Raw genomic sequence first — 21855 nt, 5'->3', positions numbered from 1 at the left:
GACAGCGGCCCCGACCACCCGAAGGTGGCCGGGGCCGCTGCGTCGTGCGGGAGGGGAGCCGTCCGGCTCAGCCCTCGGCCTCGGCACCCGGGAGGCAGGACTTCAGCGGGTCCTTGTCGACCGGCGGCGCCGGAGTGCTCTCCTCGCCCGAGCTCGGCGTCCCGGCGTCGGTGCTCTCCTCGCTGGTCGGCGCGTCGCTCGGGGTCGCCTCCTCGGTGGTGGTCGCCTCGGCCGACGGGTCCTCGTCCTCCTCCTCGGGAGCCTTCCCGGTCTCCGCCGGAGCGGTGGAGCCCGGCTCGGTGTCACCGAGCACGGAGGTCGGCTCTCCCCGCGTCATCGAGTCCTGGATCGACTCCTGGACCCAGGTCTTCAGGAGGGGGTAGTCAGGGTTCCCGGAGAAGGTGACGTCCTGGGTGATCGGGTAGGAGGAGAAGCCGCCCTCCTTGATCCGCAGCGCCAGCTCGACGAAGGCGTCGATGTTGGAGATCGGGATGTCGGTGACGATGTTCTCCTCGGTGGCGCTGACCAGGCCGGGGATCGACATGGCGAGGGTGGCGGGATCCGCCTCCTCCGCGACAGCGCGCACCATGCGCTGCTGGCGGCACATGCGGTTGAAGTCGTTGGAGCCCTCGCGCGAGCGGGAGTACCACAGGGCGTGGAAGCCGTCGAGCTTCTGCTCGCCCGGCTCGATCCAGCCCTCGATGTCGGCGGCGCCGCCTCCGATCGGGATGCGCCGCTCGACGACCAGATCCACGCCGCCCAGGGCGTTGACGAGATCCTCGAAGCCCTGCAGGTTCACCATCGCGTAGTAGTCGGTGTCCAGGCCGAGAGTCTCCTCGACGGCCCAGCGGGTCGCCGTCAGACCCGGCTCGGGATCGCCGGGGAAGAGGTCCTTGCGGTCCTCCGCCCAGGTCCACACGGCGTTGATGAGGTCCTGGTTCTTCCCGAAGTAGTCGAAGCCGTCCGGGAACTCCTTCGCCGCGGCCGTGCCCTCGGGGAAGCGCACCTTCTCGAGGTTGCGGGGGATCGAGAACAGCGCCGTCTTGCCGGTCGTGGTGTCGATCGAGGCGACCATGATCGTGTCCGGTCGGGTGCCGGTGCGGTCCACACCGGCGTCCTGGCCCAGCAGCATGATGTTCACCCGACCGGCATTGGCCCACGGGTCCTTGCCCGGGACGAAGGGATGGTCGCCGCTCTCGCCGCCGCCGAACACGCTCGTGGACCCCATGAGGCCCTGCAGCGCCCACAGGGACTGCACGCCGCGGCCGAAGGGCACGGCCACGCAGACCACCATCACGGCCGCGAGGGCGAGCGCCACGTAGCGCTTCGTCCCGGCGAGCTTCTGGCGGGTGGAGTGGGCGAGGTTCGCGAGCACGATCTGCAGCGCCCACACCACGCCGACCACGGCCACCGTGATCATCGCGCCGATGAGGACCCCGCGCCGGGAGGCGAGCAGCGCCCCGGTGCGCAGAGGCTCGCCGAACAGCAGGAAGGCTCCCGCCACCGCGAGCACGAGCACGAGCAGGGACAGCATGACCAGCCCCGCGCGGCGCATGCGGGTCGCGACGAGCCCGGAGCCCGGGACCAGGGACGTCAGGACCGTCCAGAACGCGACCTTCGGCAGCGAGCCGTCGGGGGCCGACGCGGAGGACGTCCGGTCGGCGCCGGTCTCTCCGTCGCCGGCAGCTCCGGCACCGGCAGCTCCGGCACCGGCAGCCCCGGCATCGGTCGTGCCGGTGCTCGACGCGGCGACCGCCGACCCGCCGGCGGTCGCCGCCGTGTCACGGGCGGCCTGCGCATCGGCCGGGGGAGCGAGGGGTTCGGCGGGGTGCTCGGCCGCTGCGGCAGCGGCGTCGTCGCCGACCGACCAGGTCGCTCCCGCGGCGGCACCGGCGGCGGCGCCCGACGTGAGGGGAGCGCCGTCGGGATCCGAGTCGCCCGCGCCCGCGGCGGGGGCATCCGAGGCGGCGGGGTCTGCGGCGGGAGGTGCTGCGGCGGGAGACGCGGCGGACCACGCGTCCTGCTCGGCGGCGGGCTCGGCGATCGCCGCCGCGCGACGACGACCCGGTCGATCGAGCGGCTCGGCCGCGGGATCGGGGGCATCGGCCGTGGCCGGCCGGTCAGCAGGGCCGGCGGACGGAGCGCCGCAGGTGCCGGCGGTCCCGGCCGTGTCCTGCTCGTCAGCCTGTTCCTCGGTGGTGCGGGCCGCGGCCTCCTCCGGGAGCTGCTCGAGGGGGAACGCCGCGCGTCGTCCGCGGGGTCTGCGCACGACGGGCCGCGCCGGCGGCTCGGCATCCGCTGCGGGATCGCTCGGGGAGCGGCGGCCCTGGTCGGACGGCTCGGGGGCGTCCTCGACCGGGGTCAGGCGCTGCGTCGGCGCCTCGTGATCCGGGCGGGCCGCTGATCCCGCCGCGGAGGCGGGGTCGGGGCGGGGCGTCGCCGGCCGACCGGACGCCGGAGCATCCGGGTTGGTCGGACCGGTCGAGGGCGTGGACACGCTGGCCGGCGTCGGCTCCTCCGCCGACTCGGCGCCGAGCCACGTGCGCTTCGGGTTCGGGGAGCCGAAGGCGGCATCGCGGTTCCGCCGCGCCTCCTCAGGAGGCAGCGGCGGCGACTGCGGGCGACGCGCCGGCTGCTGATGTCTGCCGGAGCGGCGGCGCCTGCGTCGGGGGTCCGAAGAGGGGTCCGTCATGCGCTACATCCTAGATTCTCGATCCCGGAACCTCGTGCATCCGGCTGTGAGGGGGTCGTGGAGGTACCTCGGAGGCGACTCCGTATCCTGGAGGCATGCGCCTGATCCATACCCCGTCGACCGACCTCACGTACGACGACTGCTTCTTCCTCCCCGGCCGCTCGGCCGTCACCTCCCGTTTCGATGTCGACCTCAGCAGCGACGACGGCACGGGAACCACGATCCCGCTGGTCGCCGCCAATATGACGGCGGTCACAGGGCGTCGCATGGCAGAGGTGATGGCGCGCCGCGGCGGCCTCGCCGTGCTGCCCCAGGACCTCTCCCCGGAGCGGATCGACTCGATCGTCCGCTCGGTCAAGTCCCGGGACCTCCTGGTGGACCACCCGCTCACCCTCACCGTCTCCGGCACTCTCGGCCAGGCCGCGGATCTGCTCCCCAAGCGCCCTCACGGCATCGTCGTGGTGGTCGACGAGGAGCGCCGCCCGCTGGGCACCGTCTCCGCCGAGGAGATCGCCGGGCGCGACACCTTCTCGGAGGTGGGTGACGTGCTCAGCGAGGACGTCCCCGTGCTGGGCCCCGCCGAACTGGAGGCCGAGCCCGCCCGGCTGCACGCCCGCATCGCGGCGACCCACCACGACGCCGCCGTCGTGGTCGACGAGGACGGCGTGCTGCGCGGCGTCCTCACCGCCACCGGCGTGCTGCGCTCGACCATCTACCGTCCGGCGACCGACGCCGAGGGCCGGCTGCGGATCGCGGTCGCCGTCGGCGTCAACGCCGATGTCGCCACCCGGGTGCGCGAGCTCGTCGAGGTCGGCGCCGACGTCATCGTGCTCGACACCGCCCACGGCCACCAGGACAAGATGATCGAGGCGCTGCGCACCGCGCGAGAGGTGCTCGGACCGCGTGAGGGCACCGCGGTGCGCCTGGTCGCGGGCAACATCGTCACCGCCGAGGGCACCCGCGAGCTGATCGAGGCCGGGGCGGACATCGTCAAGGTCGGCGTGGGACCGGGCGCCATGTGCACCACGCGGATGATGACCGGCGTGGGCCGACCCCAGTTCTCCGCCGTGCTCGAGTGCGCGACCGAGGCCCGGCGTCTCGGAGGGCAGGTCTGGGCCGACGGCGGGGTCCGCCATCCACGGGACGTCGCGCTCGCGCTCGCCGCCGGCGCCTCGAACGTGATGATCGGCTCCTGGTTCGCCGGCACCTACGAATCGCCCGGGCAGATGCGCACCGACGAGAACGGCCGCCGGTTCAAGGAGTCCTTCGGCATGGCCTCCAAGCGTGCCGTCTCCCATCGCACCGCGCATGAGGACGCCTTCGCCCGCGCCCGCAAGGGACTGTTCGAGGAGGGCATCTCCACCTCCCGCATGTACCTCTCCGAGGGCAAGGGCGGGGTGGAGGACCTGCTCGACGAGATCACCGCCGGCGTGCGCTCCTCGTACACCTACGCAGGAGCCTCGGACACGGCCGAGTTCCGGGACCGGGCCGTGATCGGCCTGCAGGGAGCGGCCGGGTACAACGAGGGCCGTCCCGTCGCCAGCTCCTGGAGCTGACCCCGCCCCACCTCCTCGTCCCCGTTGGTCGCGACGGCGGTCACCGGGACGGGGGTGCCCTCGTGACGGGTACGATCGCCCCATGACGACTCTCGTGATCGGTGGCGCTGGATACATCGGATCGCACGTGGTGCGACTCCTCCTCGAGCAGGGGCAGGAGGTGGTCGTGGTCGACAACCTCTCGACCGGTCTGCGTCGACGCACCGAGGGTGCCGAGCTGATCGAGCTCGACGTCACCCTCCCCGACGCCAAGGAGAAGCTCGCCGTCCTGATGCGGGCCTCGGGAGCGGACTCGGTGATCCACTTCGCCGCCCACAAGCAGGTGGGAGAGTCGGTCGCGAACCCCGAGATGTACTGGCACGACAACATCGCCGGGCTCGCCAACGTCCTGGCCGCCTGCGCGAGCGCCGAGGTGCGCGACGTGGTGTTCTCCTCCTCCGCGGCGGTCTACGGCGTGCCGGACGTCGACCTCGTCACCGAGGACCTCGCCCCGCAGCCGATCAACCCCTACGGCGCGACCAAGTACGTGGGGGAGTGGATGCTCGCCGACGCCGAGCGGGCCCACGACATGCGCACCGTCGCCCTGCGCTACTTCAACGTCGCCGGGGCCGGCTGGCCCGAGCTGGCGGACACCGCGGTGATGAACCTGGTGCCGATCGTGCTGGACCGCCTCGAGAAGGGCCTCGCCCCCGTGGTGTTCGGCGACGGCTACGACACCCCCGACGGCACCTGCATCCGTGACTACGTGCACGTGCTCGACCTCGCACACGCCCACATCGCCGCCCTGGACTACCTCCGCGGCGAGGAGCGCCCGCACCGCACCTTCAACGTCGGCACCGGCGAGGGGTCCAGCGTGCTCGAGGTGATCGACTCGATCGCCCGCGCCAAGGGCATCGAGATCACCCCGGAGATCGGGGAGGCCCGCCCGGGCGACCCGGCGCGCCTGATCTGCTCCGGCGACCGCATCGCCGCGACCCTGGGCTGGAAGTCCGAGCACGGGCTGGACGACATCGTCCGCTCCGCCGTCGAGGCGCGCGAGAGCGCGATCGAGCCCGACGTCGAGGCCTACCCCGAGTCCTGAGCGCCTCACCTGCTCCGAGGGCCCGCCCCCGTCGCCGCTCGTCGGCGTGCGGGGACGGGCCCTCGGTGGTGCGGTCCGGGCACCGGCGGGGGCGGACCCTCAGGTGAGGTAGCGGTAGATCGGGTCCTGCGGATCGACCCGTTCGATCTCCATGTTCGAGGCGGCCATCCTCGCCATCAGCGGCTCGAGGTCGTCGCGGTCCCCGATCTCGAGACCGACCAGGGCCGGGCCCTCCTCGCGGTTGTTGCGCTTGATGTAGTCGAACAGCACGATGTCGTCGTCCGGACCCAGCACCCGGTCCAGGAAGCGGCGCAGAGCGCCCGGCTCCTGCGGGAAGGTCACCAGGAAGTAGTGCTTGAGGCCCTCGTGCACGAGGGAGCGCTCGATGATCTCGTGGTAGCGGGAGACGTCGTTGTTGCCGCCGGAGACGACCACCACGATGTCACCGGTCTCCTCCTCGGGATCGGCGGCGCCGAGTCCGGCCCGTCCGAGGTGCTCGATCGCGCCCGTCGCGACGGCGGTCGCGGCCAGCGCCCCGGCGGGCTCGGCGATGATCCCCTCCACCTGGTAGAGGGAGAGCATCTCGGTGCAGATCGCTCCCTCCTCCACGGAGATCAGCTCGGGGGTGATGGCCTGCACCATCCGCAGCGGCCCGGCACCGACCCGTCGCACGGCGGCGCCGTCGACGAAGCGGTCCATGTCGTTCAGCGTGACCGGGCGGCCCGCGCGCACGGCGGCGGCCATGGAGACCGCCCCGGCGGGTTCGACGCCGACGATCCGGGTCGACGGGCTGCGCTCGCGGAGCCAGGCGCCGCAGCCGCCCAGCAGGCCGCCACCGCCGACGGGAAGCACCATCGTGCCCAGCTCGCGGCCGTGCTCGGTGCGCAGCTGGTCCGCCGCCTCGAGCGCGACCGTCCCCTGGCCGGCCATGATGGTGGGGTGGTCGAAAGGAGGGACCTGGGTGGCGCCGGTGCGCTCGGCATCATCGGCCGCGGCCTCCGCCGCGTCGTCGAAGGTGTCCCCGATCAGCACCAGCTCGACCAGCTCGCCACCGATCGCGGTGATCCGCTCGCGCTTCTGGCGGGGCGTGGTGCCGGGCACGTAGATGCGCCCTCGGATGCCGAGGGCTCGGCAGGCCTGGGCGACGCCCTGGGCGTGGTTGCCCGCGCTCGCCGCGACGACCCCGGCCTCGCGGGCGGCCTGGTCGAGGGTGGCGAGGAACAGGTGCGCGCCGCGGAGCTTGTACGAGCGCACGGACTGCAGGTCCTCGCGCTTGAGCCACACCGGCACCCCGGCGCGCTCGCTGAGCCGGGCGCTGAGCTGCAGCGGGGTGCGCCGCAGCACGGGGGCGAGCCGCTCGGCGGCCGCCTCGACGTCGGGTGCGTGCACCGGCAGGTCCGTGGACTCCCGGGATGCGGTCATGCGGACGCCTTCTCCGCGGCTCCGGCGAGGGCGACGACCACTGCCGTCGCCATGGCGGCCACGCCTTCACCACGGCCGGTGAGCCCCAGCGCATCGGTGGTGCTGCCCGAGACCGTGACCGGTGCGCCGGCCGCCTCGCTGAGCACGGCGCAGGCCTCCTCCCGACGCCGCGACAGGCGCGGCCGGTTCCCGATCACCTGCACCGCGATGTTCCCGATCTCGAAGCCGGCCCCGCGCACCCTTCGCGCGGCCTCGCCGAGCAGGCGCACCCCGGAGGCGCCCGACCACTCCGGCCGGTCGACCCCGAAGTGCGAGCCGAGGTCACCGATCCCCGCCGCGGAGAAGAGGGCGTCGCAGGCGGCGTGCGCGGCGACATCGGCATCCGAATGGCCGGCCAGCCCGGGCTCGCCCTCCCACAGCAGCCCGGCCACCCACAGCTCCCGCCCGGACTCGGCCGGGGCGAAGGCATGCACGTCGACCCCGATGCCCACGCGGGGCAGCGGGGTCGGGGCCGCGGCGGTCATCGCTGCGCCGCCCCGGACCCGGAGCCCGCCTCGTCGATCCGTGCCAGCAGGCGGTCGATGTCGTCGTAGGTGACCTGGGGGTTGGTGCCCAGCAGCAGCGGCATCCCGGACACCCGGGGGATGCCCAGCGCGTCGGGGAGGTCCACGGTGCTGACGACCAGGTCGGCACGGAAGTCGGCGGAGAGGAGGTCCATCACGGTGGCCTGGACGACGTGCGCCTCGCGGCCGCGGGAGGCGATGTGGTCCCGCACCTGCTCCGCGATCAGTGCGGAGGTGGCGATCCCTGCGCCGCACACGATGGCGATGGTGAGCATTCGAACTCCTGGGCTGTGGTGGGCTGACTGGACAATGGTGGGCTGGAGGGCCGGTGCTCCGGGCACGCGCGACGGGCCGACGGAGAGCCACCGGGAACGGTCGATTCTGTCACGTCCTCGCTGGACGATCCACGAGATGTCCGCGGCCGTCTACGATTGCCCGCGTGACCCAGCCCCGCCGCCCCCGCGCCGCCCGCCTGCATGGCCGGGCCGCCGGCGTGGTGCTCGCGGGAGGTTCCGGCACCCGGGTCGGGGCCGGGATCAACAAGGCCTTCCTGCCGCTGGCCGGTCACAGCATCGCCGCCTGGGGGCTCAACACCCTCGCCGCCGTGGAGGGCGTGGGGATCCTGGTCTTCGTGGTGCGGCCCGACGACCTCGAGCACGCCCGCTTCGTGGATGCCCGTGAGACGGACTCCCCCCTGGAGATCATCACCGGCGGGGAGACCCGGCAGGAGTCGGAGCTGCTCGCTCTGCGCCACCTCGCCGACCGCATCGACAGCGGCGCCATCGACACCGTCCTCATCCACGACGCCGCCCGGCCGCTCGTCTCGCACGGGCTGGTCTCCGCCGTGCTGCACGCGGCGCGGGAGACCGGGGGAGCGGTCCCCGGGATCCCCGCCCCGGACATCGCCACCGCAGGATCCGGTGATCACCTCGCCCCCGCCCCCGGACCGCGTCAGGGCGCCCTGGTGCGGGTCCAGACCCCGCAGGGCTTCCACGCCGCGACCATCCTCGACGCCTACGAGGCGGCGGCGCGGGACGGCTTCGTGGGCACCGACACCGCGTCCTGCGCGGAGGAGTACACGGACATCCCCGTCTCCTGGGTGCGTGGCGAGGAGACCAACTTCAAGATCACCTACGCGCAGGATCTGCTCCTGGCCCAGGACGTGGTCAGCGCGCTAGGTTTGAGGTCAGGGTGAGGAGGAGCCGATGAACGTCGAGGAGAGCTTCCTGCGGTGCACGGCCTGCGACCAGGAGGCCGAGCACGTGGTGGTCTATGCGGGACGCTTCGTCTCCCAGATCCAGTGCACGGGGTGCGGGGCCGTGACGAGGCTCGACGTCTCGGAGGCGTATCTGCCCGATCTGCGTCAGCGCATCTCGAGCAAGCCGCGGCGCCTCATGCGTCGCCTGCGCCGGGATCCGGGGGAGCTGGCGAGCAGCCTGCCCAAGAGCACGCTGTCCAAGCCCGGTCGGATGGCCGAGGAGTTCCGCACGGTGTGGCGGAGCCGGCGCGGCCGCTGACAGCTCGGCGTCGACTCAGCTGCGACGAGCCAGGCCGTGGCGGTGGGAGGTGTCCCGCGCCAGTCCCAGGGAGATCTGCGCCTGCCAGAGGCTGAGCCGATCCTGCACCGCGAAGCCGGCGTGGGACCCGTGCACCGTGCGCACCTGCGCGCCGCGCTCGAGCGCCGATCGGATCTCGTCGAATGCGCCAATGTCCACCGGGTCCTCGCCCGAGCCCTCGGTCGCCAGCACCTCCTCGAGCAGCGACCGTCGCACCAGCCGCGGGCTCTGCAGCCCGGACAGGGTGGTGCGGTCGATGTTGCGCAGGCCGTCCGCGCGGACCTCCTTGACGGAGTCCGTCATCGTGACGACCGGCACCACCGCGTCGTCCTCCTCGTGCAGCGCACCGAGCACCTCGCGGACCACCTCGCCCGGGGTGAGGGCCCGCTCCGCATCATGCAGCAGCAGGAGCTCGGCACCGGAGTGCTCGAGGGCGGTCCGCAGGGCCTCCCGGCGACCGCCGGGCGCTTCCAGCACCTGCAGGCTCCGCGGCAGGGTCCTGCGCAGCGCCGGATGGGCCGACGTCCCGGCGAGCACGAGCGGAGCCGGCAGACCGGCGCCGTGCAGCGTGCTCAGCAGGCGATCGATGAGGAGAGATCCCCCGAGTCGTTCCAGGCTCGGCACCGAGGCGCCCCGGGACAGGCCCGGGGCGGGAGGTGCCAGCGCGAGGACGACCGGCTGCACGGCGGCCGAGGGCGGAGCGGACGACACGGGGGAGGACGCGATCAGGAGGCGAGGACCTCGTCGAGGATCGACTCGGCGCTGGCCTCGTCGGTCTTCTCCGCGAGGGCGAGCTCGGAGACGAGGATCTGGCGGGCCTTGGCGAGCATCCGCTTCTCCCCGGCGGAGAGGCCGCGGTCCTGGTCCCGGCGCCACAGATCACGCACGACCTCGGCGACCTTCTTGACGTCGCCGGAAGCGAGCTTCTCGACGTTCGCCTTGTACCGGCGCGACCAGTTGGTGGGCTCCTCGGTGTAGGGCTGACGCAGCACCTCGAAGACCTCCTCGAGGCCCTCCTTGTCCACGACGTCCCTCACGCCGACGAGGTCGACGTTCTCCGCAGGGACCTCGATGGTCAGATCACCCTGGGCGACCTTCAGCTTGAGGTAGGTGCGGTCCTCGCCCTTGATGGTGCGGGTCTTGACCTCTTCGATGAGCGCGGCACCGTGGTGCGGGTAGACGACGGTCTCGCCGACGGCAAAGTTCATGTGGTGGGTCCCCTTTCCGCGGATCAGTCTAGCATCGGGGGGTCGTGGTAAAATCCGCGCCGACCTGGTTGCTCACCGTCCGGTGAGGCACTTCGAGACCCTGTTCCGGGCCGCGATCCGGCGAGGTTCCGAGGGCTGCGACGAGGTGTGCGCGACCCCCTCTCGGATGTGGGGGGTCGTCCTGCTCACGGCGGGCCCGCGGGCCGTCCTGGAGGCCCCTCGGTGGGGTACCCTGTCAGAGCTGTCCCAGAACGTCCCCGCCGCTCAGCGGCATCGAACAGGAGTCCCCCGTGCGCCGTTCCCGCCGTTCCGTGCTCTCAGCCGCAGCCCTGGGCCTGGCGCTCGCGGCCACCGGCTGCACGTACATGTCCCCGGTGCAGACCAAGGACTTCTACCAGGCGGCCGATGGCACCAACGCGAACATCGAGCAGAACGGCGCTCTGCTCGCCGGAGTGCGCAACGCGGTCCTGGTCGTCGGCGAGGACGGCACCCCCGTGCTCTCCGCGACGGTCGCGAACTACTCGGCCGAGGAGCTCACCGTGAGCGTCGAGGGTCTGGACGGGGGCAGCTCCATCTTCTCCGCCGACGTGCAGGTCCCGGCGCAGGGCACCGTCGGCCTCGGGACGGGCGAGGGCCGCGAGGTGGTCCCGATCGGCGCGATCGACGCCGTCCCCGGCACGATCCTGGACCTCGAGGTCACCGCCGGAGGCGAGTCCACCTCGATCTCCCTGCCCGTGATCGACAGCTCCCTGGAGTACTACGAGACCCCGGAGCCCGCCGCCGGCTGACCCGGCCCGGACGATCCGCGCAGAACGCCCCGCAGCGTGAGCTGCGGGGCGTTCTGTCTGCCGGGGATCAGGCCCTCATCGGGTATCAGGCCTCGGACTCGAACTTGTACCCCAGGCCGCGCACCGTGACCAGGTGCACCGGGTTCCGCGGGTCGTCCTCGATCTTCGCCCGCAGGCGCTTGACGTGGACGTCGAGGGTCTTGGTGTCGCCGACGTAGTTCGCGCCCCAGACCCGGTCGATGAGCTGGCCGCGGGTGAGCACCCGGTCCACGTTGCGCAGCAGCATCTCGAGCAGCTCGAACTCCTTCAGGGGTAGCGCGACCTCCTCGCCGCGCACCTCGACCACGTGCCGCTCCACGTCCATCATGATGCCGCCGGCGCTCAGGACGGAGTCGTCCTCCTGCTCGGCGGAGTCCTGTCCGCGGCGCAGCACGGCCTTGATCCGGGCCAGCAGCTCCCGAGAGGAGTAGGGCTTGGTGACGTAGTCGTCGGCCCCGAGCTCGAGCCCCAGCACCTTGTCGAACTCGTCGTCCTTGGCGGTGAGCATGATGACCGGGACGCTCGAGGTGCGGCGGATCTCCCGGCACACCTCGGTGCCGCTCATCCCGGGGAGCATGAGGTCCAGCAGCACCAGGTCCGCGCCGTGGGTGGAGAAGATCCGCAGGCCGTCGGTGCCGTTGTCCGCCACCGCGACCTCGTATCCCTCCTTCCGCAGGCTGTAGGACAGCGGGTCGGAGAAGGATTCCTCGTCCTCCACGATCAGGATGCGCGTCATGTGTGTGCCTTCCCCGACCGGTGACCGGTCGCCATGGTGGGTGCTGGTGCGGGGGTGCGCGCGGCGTCCTCGGCCGGCGCGTCCTCGACGGGCGCGGCCCGTCGTTCCCCTGCGGTGATGGTCTCGGTGCGGCCCATCTCGGGCAGCCGGAGCGTGAAGGTCGAGCCCTGTCCGGGCAGCGACCAGGCGGTGACCTCGCCGCCGTGGTCGTTCGCGATGTGCTTGACGATCGCCAGGCCCAGACCGGAGCCCCCGGTGGATCGCGAGCGTGCCCGGTCCACCCGGTAGAACCGCTCGAACACCCGCTCCAGGTTCTCCTTGGAGATGCCGATGCCCTGGTCCTTCACGGAGATCTCGACCATGCCGCCGTCGCGCCGGACGGACACCCCGACGCGGGTGCGCGGATCGGAGTAGGCGATGGCGTTGGAGATCAGGTTGGACAGCGCGGTGGTGAGCATCGGGGCGGAGCCGAACACCTGCAGACCGTCGGCGCCGCCGAGGGCGACCTCGATCTTTGCCCCGAGCGCGTAGTTGCGGTTCAGGGAGACCGCCTCCGAGACCACGTCGTCGATCTCGACCGGCTCCGCATCGGGCAGCGCGGAGGTGCCCTGGACCCGGGAGAGCTCGATGATCTCCTGGACGAGGTGGGAGAGCCGATGGGTCTCGCTCTGCATGCGCCCGGCGAAGCGGCGCACGGCATCCGGATCCTCGGCGGCGTCCTCCATGGTCTCCGCCAGCAGAGTGATCGCCCCCACAGGCGTCTTCAGCTCGTGGGACACGTTGGCCACGAAGTCGCGGCGGGTCTCCTCGACGCGCACGGCGCGGGTGAGGTCGTCGGCCAGGAGGAGCGTGCCGTGCTCGCCGAGCGCGCCGATCCGCACGTCGATCACCGCATCGGAATCTCCCTGGCTCGAGCGCTTCAGGGTCAGCCGCTCGTCACGGAAGCCGCCGTTGCGCCCCACGTCGGTGGCCAGCTCCATCAGCTCGCTGCTCGCCAGCCGCGGGTAGTCGCCCTCGGAGGCGCGGACGATCCCGTAGGAGTAGGCGAGCGGGGAGGCGCGCAGCACGTCCCCGGCGGCATCGAGCACCACGTAGGCGGAGGAGAGGATCGCCAGGACCTCCGTCGCGGCCTCCGGGATCGCGGGGCTGAAGGGTGCCGGGTCCGCCGGGCGGCGCCGATCCGTGCGGGCGAGCGTCAGCGTCGCGGCGACGCCGATCACCAGACCGATCGCGCCGGCGAGCACGAGAAGAGCAGACAGGGGCACCTGTACAGCCTAGGCCCCGCGAGCCGCATCGAGCCCCGTCGTCCGGACGGCGCGGCCGATCAGGCCATGAGTTCACGTGCGGGTCGCCTGGAGTTCACGATCCGCCGCCTCCCGTTCATGCCGCCCTGAGAGGATGATGGTGCAGAGCACCACCGGATTGAGGAGACCCCACATGCGCGAGGCGTACCAGAGCGACCTGCGACACATCGTCGACGACCTGCTCGACATGGCCGAGATGGTCGGGACGGCGCTCGAGAGCGCGACCGCTTCGCTGCTCGAGGGAGACCTCGCGCTGGCCGAGCGCGTGGTCACCGCCGATCCGCACCTGGATGCCCGACAGGTCGAGCTCGACGCCAAGGCCGTCGAGCTGCTGGCGCGGCAGTCGCCGGTCGCCACGGATCTGCGGCTGCTGGTCGCCACCCTGCGCATGAGCTCCTCGCTCGAGCGCATGGGCGACCTGGCCGCGCACGTCGCGCTGATCGCCCGCCGTGCTCACCCCGAGATCGCCGTTCCCGAGCAGCACCGGGCCCAGATCGCGCGGATGTGCGAGCTCGGCCTCTCGGCGCTGCAGGCCGCCTCCCAGGTCATCGAGAACCGGGATCTGGCGCTCGCGGCCCAGGTCGAGAAGCAGGACGAGGAGCTCGACGACCTGATGCTCGAGATCTCCCGCGAGATCTCCAGCAGCAGCGAGCAGTCGTACACCAACGCCCAGATCATCGATCTGACGCTGCTGATCCGCTTCTACGAGCGCCTCGGCGACCACGCGGTCTCGCTCGTGCGCCGCGTCGGCTTCCTGGTCACCGGCGACTCGCTGGACACGCTCAGCGAGGGCGTGGACGTCCAGGAGATCTGAGCCTCCGCACCCGCACATGTCAGAGGGCGCCCCGCAGATCTGCGGGGCGCCCTCTGGCATCGGTGGACCGGTCGGTTCAGCCGCGGTTGGGCCGGGGACGGCGCGTGGTCAGGCGCTCGGTCCCCTTCTGCGCCCCGCGCTTGGCCGCGACGCGCAGCCCCTGCAGGATGACGCCGGAGACCAGGGCCCACAGCATCATCTTCCAGACCGGCTGGTCGTCTGAGGGGTCCTTGATCGCGGCGATCTCGGACGCGGACAGGCCGTCCTTCTTCGCCTGCTTGCGGCGCTTGGCGACGTCCTTCTTCGCGGCCTTCTGCGACTTCATGGTGGGGGCGTCCTCGCCGAAGACGGCGCCCCAGCCGGCCGCGGCGGCCTTGTTGCCGACGGCCGCGGCGACGATCCCGGCGATGGGGACGACGATGCTCACGAGCGGATTGGCCACTTGTACCTCCAGGCGTCTGGTGCATCGGCGCGGGTGCCGGTGCAGGGTTCGGGATGGATCAGTAGGTCCCTGCGTTCTGAGCGTAATAGGTTCCCATGTCGTCCGTGCGCAGCGCGTCCCGGAGGGTGTCCATCTTGCCTTCGTCCGTCGCGACCACGCTCGCGCCGCCGCTAGTGGTGGTCGGGCCGCCGTGGGGGACCGAGAGGAAGTACAGATCGCTGCTGCGGATCGAGCGCATCGACAGCCCCAGCTCCACCATCGCCTGTGCGCTCAGACCGTCGTCGGTGGTCAGGAACGGCGAGATCGAGTCGACGGTGCTCGCCAGCTTCCTCGGGTCGCTGAGGGTGTCGGCGCTGATCAGCTTGGTCGCGATGCCCTTGAGCACCGCCTGCTGGTTCCGGTTGCGCTGGAAGTCGCCGTCGGCGAACTGCTTGCGCTGGCGCACGAAGGTCAGCGCCTCCTCGCCGTTGAGCGTCTGGACACCCTTGGTGTACTGGTGGCCCCCGGCCTCGAAGCTGACCGGGATCTCGACGTCGATCCCGCCGAGCGTGTCGACCAGGCCCTGGATGCCCTCGAAGTCGATCAGGCTGACGTGGTCGATGGGGACCCCGACGTAGTTCTCGACCGTGGTGACCGCGAGCCCCACGCCGCCGTAGGCGAGGGCGGAGTTGATGCGGTCCTTGCCGTGTCCGGGGACGTCGACGTACAGGTCGCGCGGGAACGACATGATGTAGGCGCTCTTGCCGTCGTCGGAGACGTGCACCAGCATCATCACGTCCGAGCGCTGGCCGCTGACGCCCTCCGAGGCGGCATCCTCCTCGGAGCGCTTGTCGGAGCCCAGCAGCAGGTAGTTGCGGCCGGAGCCGTCGATCTGGTCGGGCCGCTCGCCGTCGGAGGCCCCGCGGGTGATCTGCACGACGGTGCGCTTCTCGTACGAGCTCTGGAGCCCGTGGAGATAGTTCCCGATGACCAGGCCGACGCCCAGCACCAGGGCGACGACGACCCCCAGGGCGATGAGCGCGCCGCGACGTCCTCGACGCCGACCGGGCTCGGGCTGGTCGTCGTCCTCCCAGTCGCCGGGGAGTTCGACGTCGGCTCGATCGCTCATTCAGGTGCCTCTCTGACGGTGCCGCCCGGGGGCGTGGGCCCGGGCGGTCACTGCGCCGTCGGCGCCTCGACGTCCGAGGTGCCGTCCGGTCCCGACGGCCGAGCCGCACGGGTGTACGCAAGATCCCATATTAGGCGTCCGGCGGCGCGACCCTTGTTCTCGAAGCCGGTCTTCACACGACCCTCGAATCGTGGTGCCCACCCGGTGCTCTCGATGTTCGGCGGGATCGCGTCGGAGGAGGTCCCCTCCGGCCGCGGACCCTCGGGATGCAGCAGCTCGAGCTCGGGCCGCACATCCAGCTGCGACCTCATGTGATGGGCGTACTGCGCCCAGTCGGTGGCCAGGCGGAAGACCGCCCCGTCGGCGAGCAGGGGGAGCACCGCGTCCAGGAACGGCGGATTGATCAGCCGGCGCTTGTGGTGGCGCTGCTTGGGCCACGGATCGGCGAAGTACACCCACAGCTGGTCGATGGACCCCTCGGGCAGCAGCGCGGGCAGGGCTCGCTGCGCATCCAGCGGCAGCATCCGCAGGTTGCTCGGGCTCCCGGAGCGCTCCACCCTGCTGAGGGTCTGGGCGAGTCCCGGGAGGTACACCTCGACGCCCAGGTGATCCCGCTCGGGATGGTCCAGGGCCGCGGCGACGATGTTGTCGCCGGTCCCGCTGCCCACCTCGACGACGAGCTCGGCACGGCGGCCGAAGACCTCCTCGAGGTCCAGCCGGGTGCCGTCCGCGGGCAGGGTGTCGCGATGGCCGCGCGGCGGATCGATGACATAGGTGGGGGAGAGGCGGTCCCAGGCGTTCTGCCTGCCCTGGGAGAGCCGTTCGCCCCGGCGCACGAAGGAGACGACGTCGCGGTGCGTGCTCATCGGTCGGTCACCGCACCCGGCGCACGACGTCGCCCTCGACGGCGACCTCGACCGTGGGCAGCTGCCGGGTGGCGGGACCCGCCAGCACGTCCCCGGTCGCGGCGTCGAAGCGCGAGCCGTGGCACGGGCAGTCGAGCTCGGCCTCCTCCTGGCGCAGGGCGCAGCCGTTGTGGGTGCAATAGCCGGAGTAGCCCACGACGTCCTCGCCGGTGCCCCGGACGAGCAGCACGAAGGGCTCCTGGCCGCCGAAGTTCACCAGCGTGCTCGCCTGCTCGGGGATCTCCGAGAGCGGGATCGTGTCGTCCTGGCCGCGCAGCGGCTCCGCGGTGCCGAAGCCCTGGTCCTCGGGGGCGCAGGCCGCGAGCCCGCCGAGACCGGCCGCGGTGGCGGGGATCAGGAGGGCATGGCGGCGGGAGAGGCAGGGTCGTTCCATGTCGTCAGGATAGCGATCCCGCCCTCGGCGCCGCTGGACGCGCCCCGGCGGTGTGACCGCTCAGACGTCGGCCGCGTCGAGCTCGCGCGGATCCCAGGCCAGGATCCCGTGGGCGCGCCAGCCGCGATCCCGCACCGCGTCGAGAGCCTCACGGCGCAGGGCCGGGGAGAGACGGTCGAGGTAGAGCGAGCCGTCGAGGTGGTCGACCTCGTGCTGCAGCGCCCGGGCGAGCACGCCGCCCTCGTCCTCGACCACGACCTCCGCCCCGTCGAGGTCGGTGCCGGTGACGCGCGCACCACGATGCCGGGCGGTGGGGAAGCCCTCCCCGGGCACGGACAGGCAGCCCTCGAGGGTCTCCTCGTCCAGGGTGAGCCCGCCGAAGCGCTCCAGGACCGGGTTCAGCACCACACCGCGGCGCAGGGTGCCGCTCGCGTCCTCGCAGGAGTACACGAACAGGCGCCAGCGGGAGCCGACCTGCGGGGCGGCGAGCCCCGCGCCGTTGGCGGCGTCGTTGGTCTCGAACATGTCCGCGACCAGGGTGCGGAGCTCGTCGGTGACCTCGCGGACCCGGCGGGTGCGCTGGGAGAGGGCGCGGTGGCCGACGACGGTGATCTGGCGGACGGTCATGCGGTGGGCTCTCCTGCGCTCGGCGGACCGGAGGGGTCCTCGGGGTGGGTCGGGTCGGTGGGTGGCTGGTCTGTGGGGGTCCGGTCGGGGCCGATCGGTCCGCTCGTGACGCGGTGGCGGGCGGGCGGATTGACCGCGAGGGGGTTCAGGGCGTCGACGATCAGGAGTCCGCGGGGGCGCCTCAGCGGGGCGCCGGTGCGGGCGGCGTCGGCGACCAGCCGGCCGAGCTCCTCGGACTCGGCGGCGTCGGCCGCCAGGAAGTCCAGGGTGTGCGAGGCATGCGGGTCCAGCACGATGTGGTGCCAGGCGTCCAGGCCGCTCGCGATCTGTCGCGCTCGCAGGAACTCCGCATCCAGCGCGGCGCCGGTGATCACCACGATGTTGGCGAGCCACAGCAGGATGAGGATGGCGATGAGCCCGTTCAGCGCGGTGAGGATCTCGGCGAAGCGCGTCGCATAGACCATCAGGCGACCGGCCACCAGGGAGAGGCCGAACAGCATCAGCACGCTCAGCGTGGACCCCAGGGTCATCAGCCGGTAGCGGGGCAGCCGCACGTTGGGGAACGAGTAGTAGGCCAGCGAGACGCCGATGATCAGGATGACCAGCAGGATCGGCCACTTCACGAGGTTCCAGGTCGCGAAGGCGAACCGGGGGATGCCGATGAACTCGCCGATCCGCTGCGAGGCCTCGCCGCCCATGATGATCATGCCGATCGACAGCAGGGCCACCGAGACGATCAGCACCGTCTCCCCGAACACGATGGTGCGGAACAGGAGGAACGGCCTGCCCTCGCGGGTGTCGAACACCCGGTGCAGGGCACGGTGGAAGGCCGCGACCCCGTTCGAGGCGGACAGCAGCGAGCCTGCGGTGCCCAGCAGCAGTCCGAGCAGGCCGCCCTGGGTGGTCGAGACCGCCTCGATCGCCGTGATGTAGGGCCGGGGGTCCAGGGTCGGGAAGATCTCGGTGATCATCCCGGACAGCGCCTGGAGGGTGGTCGCCTCCACGCCGATCAGCGACATCACGGAGACGGCGGCGACGGCGCCCGGGAACAACGAGAGCAACAGGTAGAAGGTCATCGTCCCGGCCACGTCCCAGACCTGGATGTCCAGCAGCCGCATCCGCACCCGGTTCAGGACGTGCAGGACGCTCAGCCGGGGTCGGGGGATCTCGACCATCGGCGTCGACCGACGCGGGCTGGGGGATGTCACCGTTCTGCTGCTCCGGGCTCGGGGGCGGGACGCCCGGGAAGGGCGCTCGTGGAGCCTATTCCACCAGGCCGGAGGGGCTCCGTCGCGCCGCCGCGCCCGTCAGCTCTGCTCGATGATGTCGTCGGGGTCGCTGGCGACCGGGTACTCCCAGGGGTCCTCGGGATCCGTGGGGACGAAGGAGGTCATGATCGAGCCGTCGGCCCGCTCGTCGCCGAGCCCGACGGGCCTGGCCAGCACCGAGTCGTCCAGCAGCGGGCCCTGATCCGCGAGGGGGACCGAGACGCCCTGCGCGGTCACCGTGACCTGCTCCCCGCGCACGGTGACCTCGATCTCGTCGCCGGTCTCGAGGGTGAAGGAGATCTCCTCGCGCACCAGGCGCACCCGGAACCGGGATCCGCGCACCGTCAGCGGGAAGGCGAGCTCCGGCCAGTCCGCGGGCAGGCGGGGGTCGAAGGAGATCCGTCCCTCGTCGTGCCGCATCCCGCCGAAGCCGTGCACCAGCGCGTTCCAGACCCCGCCGGCCGAGGCGATGTGCACCCCGTCGGAGGTGTTGTGGTGGAGGTTCGCGAGATCCACGAAGAGACCGGCCCGGAAGTAGTCCTGCGCCGCCTTCTGGTGCCCGACCTCGGCCGCCATGATCGACTGCACCACCGCCGAGAGCGAGGAGTCCCCGGTGGTGATCGGGTCGTAGTACTCGAAGTCCGCGCGCTTCTCCTCGGGGGTGAACTCGCTGCCGCGCAGGAACAGGGCGAGCACGACGTCGGCCTGCTTGAGCACCTGGAAGCGGTAGATCACCAGCGGATGGAAGTTCAGCAGCAGCGGGAAGGCCTCCTCGGGCGTGCCCGAGAGGTCCCAGATCTCCCGTTCCAGGAAGCGGTCCTCCTGGAGATGGATCCCGAGCGCCTCGTCCTTGGCCACATGCATGCCCTCTGCGCAGGCGTCCCACTGCTCGAGCTCCAGCTCGTCCAGCTCGAGCTCGACCCGCAGCGCCTCGAAGGCATCGGCGTCGGCCGCCCGCAGCTCGCGCACGGCACGGGCGGCGCGGCGCAGGTTGTACCGCGCCATGACGTTGGTGAACATGTTGTTGTTCACCACGGTGGTGTACTCGTCCGGGCCGGTCACGCCGTTGATGTGGAAGCTCGAGGTGCCATCGGACCGCAGCCGCCAGAAGCCGAGATCGGCCCACATCCGCGCGGTCTCGACCAGCACCTGCACCCCGTCCCGATGCTGGAAGTCGAGGTCGCCGGTGACGTCCACGTACTGGCTGAACGCATAGGCCACGTCGGCATCGATGTGGTACTGCGCGGTCCCGGCGGCGTAGTACGCCGAGGCCTCGTCGCCGTTGATGGTGCGCCAGGGGAACAGCGCCCCGCGCTGATTGAGCTCACGGGCCCGCTCGCGGGCCTTGGGCAGCATCGTCGTGCGGAAGCGGAGCGCATTGCGCGCCCAGCGCGGCTGGGTGAAGGTCAGGAACGGGACGACGTAGACCTCGCTGTCCCAGAAGTAGTGCCCCTCGTAGCCGGAGCCCGTCACGCCCTTGGCGGGGATGCCCCACTGGTCGCTGCGGGCGGTCGCCTGGGCGAGCTGGAAGAGGTTCCAGCGGGTGGCCTGCTGGGCGGCCGGCTGGCCCGGGAGCTCGACGTCGGAGCTGCGCCAGAAGTCTCCGAGGTACTCCCGCTGCTCGCGGTACTGGGCCTCGAAGCCGTCGCCGCGCACGCGGTCCAGGGTGCGGCGGCAGCGGTCGAACAGCTCCCGATGCGGGACCGAGCGGGAGGAGTGGTACGAGACCGCCTTGTCGACCGTCAGCGACGATCCCTCCTCGAGGTGCGCGCGGGTCACCTGCCGCCCGCGGTCGGGCACCGTGTCCACGAGCACCTCCACCTCGGCATCGGAGGTGACCTCGTGGTCCGCGCCGACGGCCAGGGTCATCCCCGAGTTGGCCACCCGGTAGCCCAGCAGCATGCGGCGCTCGCTGTGCCAGTCCTGCAGCGGCTCGAGCACCCGATGGCTGAAGGCCGTGGTGCGGCGCGGATCGTCCTTGTCGGTGACCGGGCCGCCGTCGACCCCCTTGCCGAAGTCGTCGCGGAAGTCCTCGCGGTTGATGATCTGGGAGGAGATCGCGATCGGCGCGGAACCCTCGAGCATCTCCACACGCAGCGACATCAGGGCGAGGTGGCGCTGGGGGAAGGAGACCATCCGGGATGAGCTCACCCGCACCCGCTTTCCGGCCGGGGTGCGCCAGATCAGCTCGCGGCGCAGCACGCCCTCACGGAAGTCGATCCAGCGCTCGTACTCCTCGAGGTCCGCGATCGAGAGCAGCAGCGGCTCATCGTCCACGTACAGCTTCATCACGGAGGAGTCCGGCACCGAGATCATGGTCTGGCCGGTGCGCGCGAAGCCGAAGGCGGACTCGGCGTGGTTGATCGTCCAGGTCTCGTGGAAGCCGTTGAGGAAGGTGCCGTGGCTCTCGGCGTCACGCCCCTCGGAGGGTGTGCCCCGCATCCCGAGGTAGCCGTTGGCGGTCGTGAAGAGGGTCTCCATCAGACCCAGGTCGCCGCCCGGGCGGGACTCGACCAGACGCCACTCGTCCTGGGGCAGATGGGTGCGGTCCACCGGATCGGCGGCGACGGTGCGGCGGCGGCTCATGCGATCTCCTCCAGGTCGGCGACGACGAGATTGGCCCCGGCGGCGGAGAGCTCCGCGGCACCGGCGCCGCGGTCCACGCCGATCACCGCCCCGAAGTCTCCGGCGGCACCGGCCTGAACGCCCGAGACGGCGTCCTCGTAGACCACCGACTGCGCGGGCTCGACGCCCAGCAGGCGCGCGGCGTGGAGGAAGGTATCGGGCGCAGGCTTGCCGGGCAGGCCGTCGCGGGCGGCGACGTTGCCGTCGACGATGTGCTCGAAGCGGTCCAGCAGGCCGGCTCCGCGCAGGACCTCCTCGGCGTTGCGGGAGGAGGAGACGATCGCCAGGCGGGCGTCGGCCGGGAGCGCGTCGAGGAAGGCGACGGTGCCGGGGTACGGGGAGACCCCGTCGGCCCGGAGCAGTGCCAGGACAAGGTCGTTCTTGCGGTTGCCGAGACCGCGCACGGTCTCCTCGCCCGGGGGCTGGTCCCCGGGGTCCGTGTCCTCGCCCTCGGGTGGGGTGATGCCGCGGGAGGCGAGGAGCGCTCGCACGCCCTCGTAGCGGGGACGGCCGTCCACGTGGGCGAAGTAGTCGGCATCGGTGTAGGGCTCGGTGACGCCCCGAGAGGCGAGGAAGCCCTCGAACATGCGGGCCCAGGCCCGCATGTGCACCTCTGCCGTGGGGGTGATGACCCCATCGAGATCGAAGAGATGGGCGGTGAACGAGGCCGGTCGGAAGGAGCTCTGAGCAGTCACGAGCGCCATGCTACGGCGGTGAGGGTCCGGAT

At 71.8% G+C, this 21855-nt stretch carries 22 protein-coding genes; 6 read left to right on the top strand and 16 right to left on the bottom strand.

Features of this window, described 5'->3' with window-relative positions; all coding sequences use genetic code 11:
- Positions 1 to 67: 67 nt before the first annotated feature.
- Positions 68 to 2692 (bottom strand): LCP family glycopolymer transferase, encoded by a 2625-nt coding sequence (locus CFK41_RS12330; protein ID WP_096799928.1) that lies wholly within the window; start codon positions 2690 to 2692, stop codon positions 68 to 70.
- Between the two features lie 95 nt (positions 2693 to 2787).
- Between CFK41_RS12330 and CFK41_RS12325 the strand changes: the two genes are divergently transcribed.
- A complete protein-coding gene (locus tag CFK41_RS12325; protein WP_096799927.1) occupies positions 2788 to 4248 on the top strand; it encodes a GuaB1 family IMP dehydrogenase-related protein in 1461 nt (486 codons plus the stop codon).
- An 82-nt stretch (positions 4249 to 4330) separates the two neighbouring features.
- The gene (gene galE / locus CFK41_RS12320; protein ID WP_096799926.1) at positions 4331 to 5329 is read left to right on the top strand and encodes a UDP-glucose 4-epimerase GalE; all 999 of its coding nucleotides are present in this window, start codon (positions 4331 to 4333) and stop codon (positions 5327 to 5329) included.
- Positions 5330 to 5428: 99 nt separating this feature from the next.
- Here the strand turns inward: galE and ilvA are convergent, their stop codons facing one another.
- Genes ilvA through CFK41_RS12305 form a run of 3 tightly spaced genes read right to left on the bottom strand, consistent with a single transcriptional unit; the run spans position 5429 to position 7589 of the window.
- A complete protein-coding gene (gene ilvA / locus CFK41_RS12315) occupies positions 5429 to 6751 on the bottom strand; it encodes a threonine ammonia-lyase IlvA (protein ID WP_096799925.1) in 1323 nt (440 codons plus the stop codon).
- A complete protein-coding gene (gene ispF, locus CFK41_RS12310) occupies positions 6748 to 7275 on the bottom strand; it encodes a 2-C-methyl-D-erythritol 2,4-cyclodiphosphate synthase (RefSeq protein ID WP_096799924.1) in 528 nt (175 codons plus the stop codon). Before ispF ends, ilvA begins: the two co-directional genes overlap by 4 nt.
- A complete protein-coding gene (locus tag CFK41_RS12305) occupies positions 7272 to 7589 on the bottom strand; it encodes a PTS sugar transporter subunit IIB (RefSeq protein WP_096799923.1) in 318 nt (105 codons plus the stop codon). The genes ispF and CFK41_RS12305 overlap by 4 nt, the downstream gene beginning before the upstream one ends.
- A 164-nt stretch (positions 7590 to 7753) precedes the next feature.
- Between CFK41_RS12305 and CFK41_RS12300 the strand changes: the two genes are divergently transcribed.
- Both CFK41_RS12300 and CFK41_RS12295 read left to right on the top strand, forming a co-directional pair.
- Positions 7754 to 8509 carry an IspD/TarI family cytidylyltransferase gene (locus CFK41_RS12300; RefSeq protein WP_096799922.1) on the top strand — a complete coding sequence of 252 codons (756 nt, stop codon included), beginning with the start codon at positions 7754 to 7756 and terminating at the stop codon, positions 8507 to 8509.
- 10 nt (positions 8510 to 8519) lie between these two features.
- The gene (locus CFK41_RS12295; protein ID WP_096799921.1) at positions 8520 to 8831 is read left to right on the top strand and encodes a hypothetical protein; all 312 of its coding nucleotides are present in this window, start codon (positions 8520 to 8522) and stop codon (positions 8829 to 8831) included.
- A gap of 15 nt (positions 8832 to 8846) precedes the next feature.
- On the opposite strand, the gene CFK41_RS12290 is transcribed toward CFK41_RS12295, so the two are convergent.
- Positions 8847 to 9581: an IspD/TarI family cytidylyltransferase gene (locus tag CFK41_RS12290; RefSeq protein WP_096799920.1), complete on the bottom strand. Its 735-nt coding sequence runs from the start codon at positions 9579 to 9581 to the stop codon at positions 8847 to 8849.
- Positions 9582 to 9595: 14 nt separating this feature from the next.
- Entirely contained in the window at positions 9596 to 10078 is a 483-nt protein-coding gene (locus CFK41_RS12285; RefSeq protein ID WP_089065759.1) for a CarD family transcriptional regulator, read from the bottom strand.
- 290 nt (positions 10079 to 10368) lie between these two features.
- On the opposite strand from CFK41_RS12285, the gene CFK41_RS12280 reads away from it, so the two are divergent.
- Positions 10369 to 10866: a hypothetical protein gene (locus CFK41_RS12280; protein WP_096799919.1), complete on the top strand. Its 498-nt coding sequence runs from the start codon at positions 10369 to 10371 to the stop codon at positions 10864 to 10866.
- A gap of 85 nt (positions 10867 to 10951) precedes the next feature.
- Here CFK41_RS12280 and CFK41_RS12275 read toward each other — a convergent pair whose 3' ends face one another.
- Entirely contained in the window at positions 10952 to 11641 is a 690-nt protein-coding gene (locus CFK41_RS12275; protein WP_096799918.1) for a response regulator transcription factor, read from the bottom strand.
- Positions 11638 to 12906 (bottom strand): sensor histidine kinase, encoded by a 1269-nt coding sequence (locus tag CFK41_RS12270; protein WP_096799917.1) that lies wholly within the window; start codon positions 12904 to 12906, stop codon positions 11638 to 11640. Before CFK41_RS12270 ends, CFK41_RS12275 begins: the two co-directional genes overlap by 4 nt.
- Positions 12907 to 13078: 172 nt before the next feature.
- Between CFK41_RS12270 and phoU the strand changes: the two genes are divergently transcribed.
- A complete protein-coding gene (gene phoU / locus CFK41_RS12265; protein WP_096799916.1) occupies positions 13079 to 13759 on the top strand; it encodes a phosphate signaling complex protein PhoU in 681 nt (226 codons plus the stop codon).
- 76 nt (positions 13760 to 13835) lie between these two features.
- Here the strand turns inward: phoU and CFK41_RS12260 are convergent, their stop codons facing one another.
- From CFK41_RS12260 to CFK41_RS12225, 8 genes are all read right to left on the bottom strand, one after another.
- Positions 13836 to 14201 carry a DUF4235 domain-containing protein gene (locus CFK41_RS12260; protein WP_096799915.1) on the bottom strand — a complete coding sequence of 122 codons (366 nt, stop codon included), beginning with the start codon at positions 14199 to 14201 and terminating at the stop codon, positions 13836 to 13838.
- Between the two features lie 58 nt (positions 14202 to 14259).
- Entirely contained in the window at positions 14260 to 15309 is a 1050-nt protein-coding gene (locus tag CFK41_RS12255; RefSeq protein WP_096799914.1) for an LCP family protein, read from the bottom strand.
- Positions 15310 to 15356: 47 nt separating this feature from the next.
- Positions 15357 to 16175, bottom strand: coding sequence for a tRNA (guanosine(46)-N7)-methyltransferase TrmB (gene trmB, locus CFK41_RS12250; protein ID WP_096799913.1), 819 nt, complete (start codon positions 16173 to 16175; stop codon positions 15357 to 15359).
- Between the two features lie 7 nt (positions 16176 to 16182).
- Positions 16183 to 16608 carry a QcrA and Rieske domain-containing protein gene (locus CFK41_RS12245; protein WP_096799912.1) on the bottom strand — a complete coding sequence of 142 codons (426 nt, stop codon included), beginning with the start codon at positions 16606 to 16608 and terminating at the stop codon, positions 16183 to 16185.
- A 60-nt stretch (positions 16609 to 16668) separates the two neighbouring features.
- Positions 16669 to 17235: a peptide deformylase gene (def, locus tag CFK41_RS12240; protein WP_096799911.1), complete on the bottom strand. Its 567-nt coding sequence runs from the start codon at positions 17233 to 17235 to the stop codon at positions 16669 to 16671.
- The gene (locus CFK41_RS12235; protein WP_227873066.1) at positions 17232 to 18443 is read right to left on the bottom strand and encodes a YihY/virulence factor BrkB family protein; all 1212 of its coding nucleotides are present in this window, start codon (positions 18441 to 18443) and stop codon (positions 17232 to 17234) included. The genes def and CFK41_RS12235 overlap by 4 nt, the downstream gene beginning before the upstream one ends.
- A 99-nt stretch (positions 18444 to 18542) precedes the next feature.
- Positions 18543 to 21089, bottom strand: a complete 2547-nt coding sequence (locus CFK41_RS12230) for a glycoside hydrolase family 65 protein (RefSeq protein ID WP_096799909.1) — start codon at positions 21087 to 21089, stop codon at positions 18543 to 18545.
- The gene (locus CFK41_RS12225; RefSeq protein WP_096799908.1) at positions 21086 to 21832 is read right to left on the bottom strand and encodes an HAD family hydrolase; all 747 of its coding nucleotides are present in this window, start codon (positions 21830 to 21832) and stop codon (positions 21086 to 21088) included. The genes CFK41_RS12230 and CFK41_RS12225 overlap by 4 nt, the downstream gene beginning before the upstream one ends.
- Between the last annotated feature and the right edge of the window lie 23 nt (positions 21833 to 21855).

Source organism: Brachybacterium ginsengisoli, assembly GCF_002407065.1.
Taxonomy (GTDB): domain Bacteria; phylum Actinomycetota; class Actinomycetes; order Actinomycetales; family Dermabacteraceae; genus Brachybacterium; species Brachybacterium ginsengisoli.
Note: the sequence above shows the minus strand (reverse complement) of the source record. Positions and strands in the feature narration are given on the sequence as shown.

What these genes read in the sequence shown, in the direction of transcription:
- CFK41_RS12295 (WP_096799921.1), top strand. Translation starts at nt 8,520, where the DNA reads ATGAACGTCGAGGAGAGCTTCCTGCGGTGCACGGCCTGCGACCAGGAG.
- galE (WP_096799926.1), top strand. Translation starts at nt 4,331, where the DNA reads ATGACGACTCTCGTGATCGGTGGCGCTGGATACATCGGATCGCACGTG.
- def (WP_096799911.1), bottom strand. Translation starts at nt 17,235, where the DNA reads ATGACCGTCCGCCAGATCACCGTCGTCGGCCACCGCGCCCTCTCCCAG.
- ilvA (WP_096799925.1), bottom strand. Translation starts at nt 6,751, where the DNA reads ATGACCGCATCCCGGGAGTCCACGGACCTGCCGGTGCACGCACCCGAC.
- CFK41_RS12325 (WP_096799927.1), top strand. Translation starts at nt 2,788, where the DNA reads ATGCGCCTGATCCATACCCCGTCGACCGACCTCACGTACGACGACTGC.
- CFK41_RS12230 (WP_096799909.1), bottom strand. Translation starts at nt 21,089, where the DNA reads ATGAGCCGCCGCCGCACCGTCGCCGCCGATCCGGTGGACCGCACCCAT.
- CFK41_RS12225 (WP_096799908.1), bottom strand. Translation starts at nt 21,832, where the DNA reads ATGGCGCTCGTGACTGCTCAGAGCTCCTTCCGACCGGCCTCGTTCACC.
- CFK41_RS12330 (WP_096799928.1), bottom strand. Translation starts at nt 2,692, where the DNA reads ATGACGGACCCCTCTTCGGACCCCCGACGCAGGCGCCGCCGCTCCGGC.
- CFK41_RS12305 (WP_096799923.1), bottom strand. Translation starts at nt 7,589, where the DNA reads ATGCTCACCATCGCCATCGTGTGCGGCGCAGGGATCGCCACCTCCGCA.
- CFK41_RS12255 (WP_096799914.1), bottom strand. Translation starts at nt 15,309, where the DNA reads ATGAGCGATCGAGCCGACGTCGAACTCCCCGGCGACTGGGAGGACGAC.
- trmB (WP_096799913.1), bottom strand. Translation starts at nt 16,175, where the DNA reads ATGAGCACGCACCGCGACGTCGTCTCCTTCGTGCGCCGGGGCGAACGG.
- CFK41_RS12275 (WP_096799918.1), bottom strand. Translation starts at nt 11,641, where the DNA reads ATGACGCGCATCCTGATCGTGGAGGACGAGGAATCCTTCTCCGACCCG.
- ispF (WP_096799924.1), bottom strand. Translation starts at nt 7,275, where the DNA reads ATGACCGCCGCGGCCCCGACCCCGCTGCCCCGCGTGGGCATCGGGGTC.
- CFK41_RS12285 (WP_089065759.1), bottom strand. Translation starts at nt 10,078, where the DNA reads ATGAACTTTGCCGTCGGCGAGACCGTCGTCTACCCGCACCACGGTGCC.
- phoU (WP_096799916.1), top strand. Translation starts at nt 13,079, where the DNA reads ATGCGCGAGGCGTACCAGAGCGACCTGCGACACATCGTCGACGACCTG.
- CFK41_RS12245 (WP_096799912.1), bottom strand. Translation starts at nt 16,608, where the DNA reads ATGGAACGACCCTGCCTCTCCCGCCGCCATGCCCTCCTGATCCCCGCC.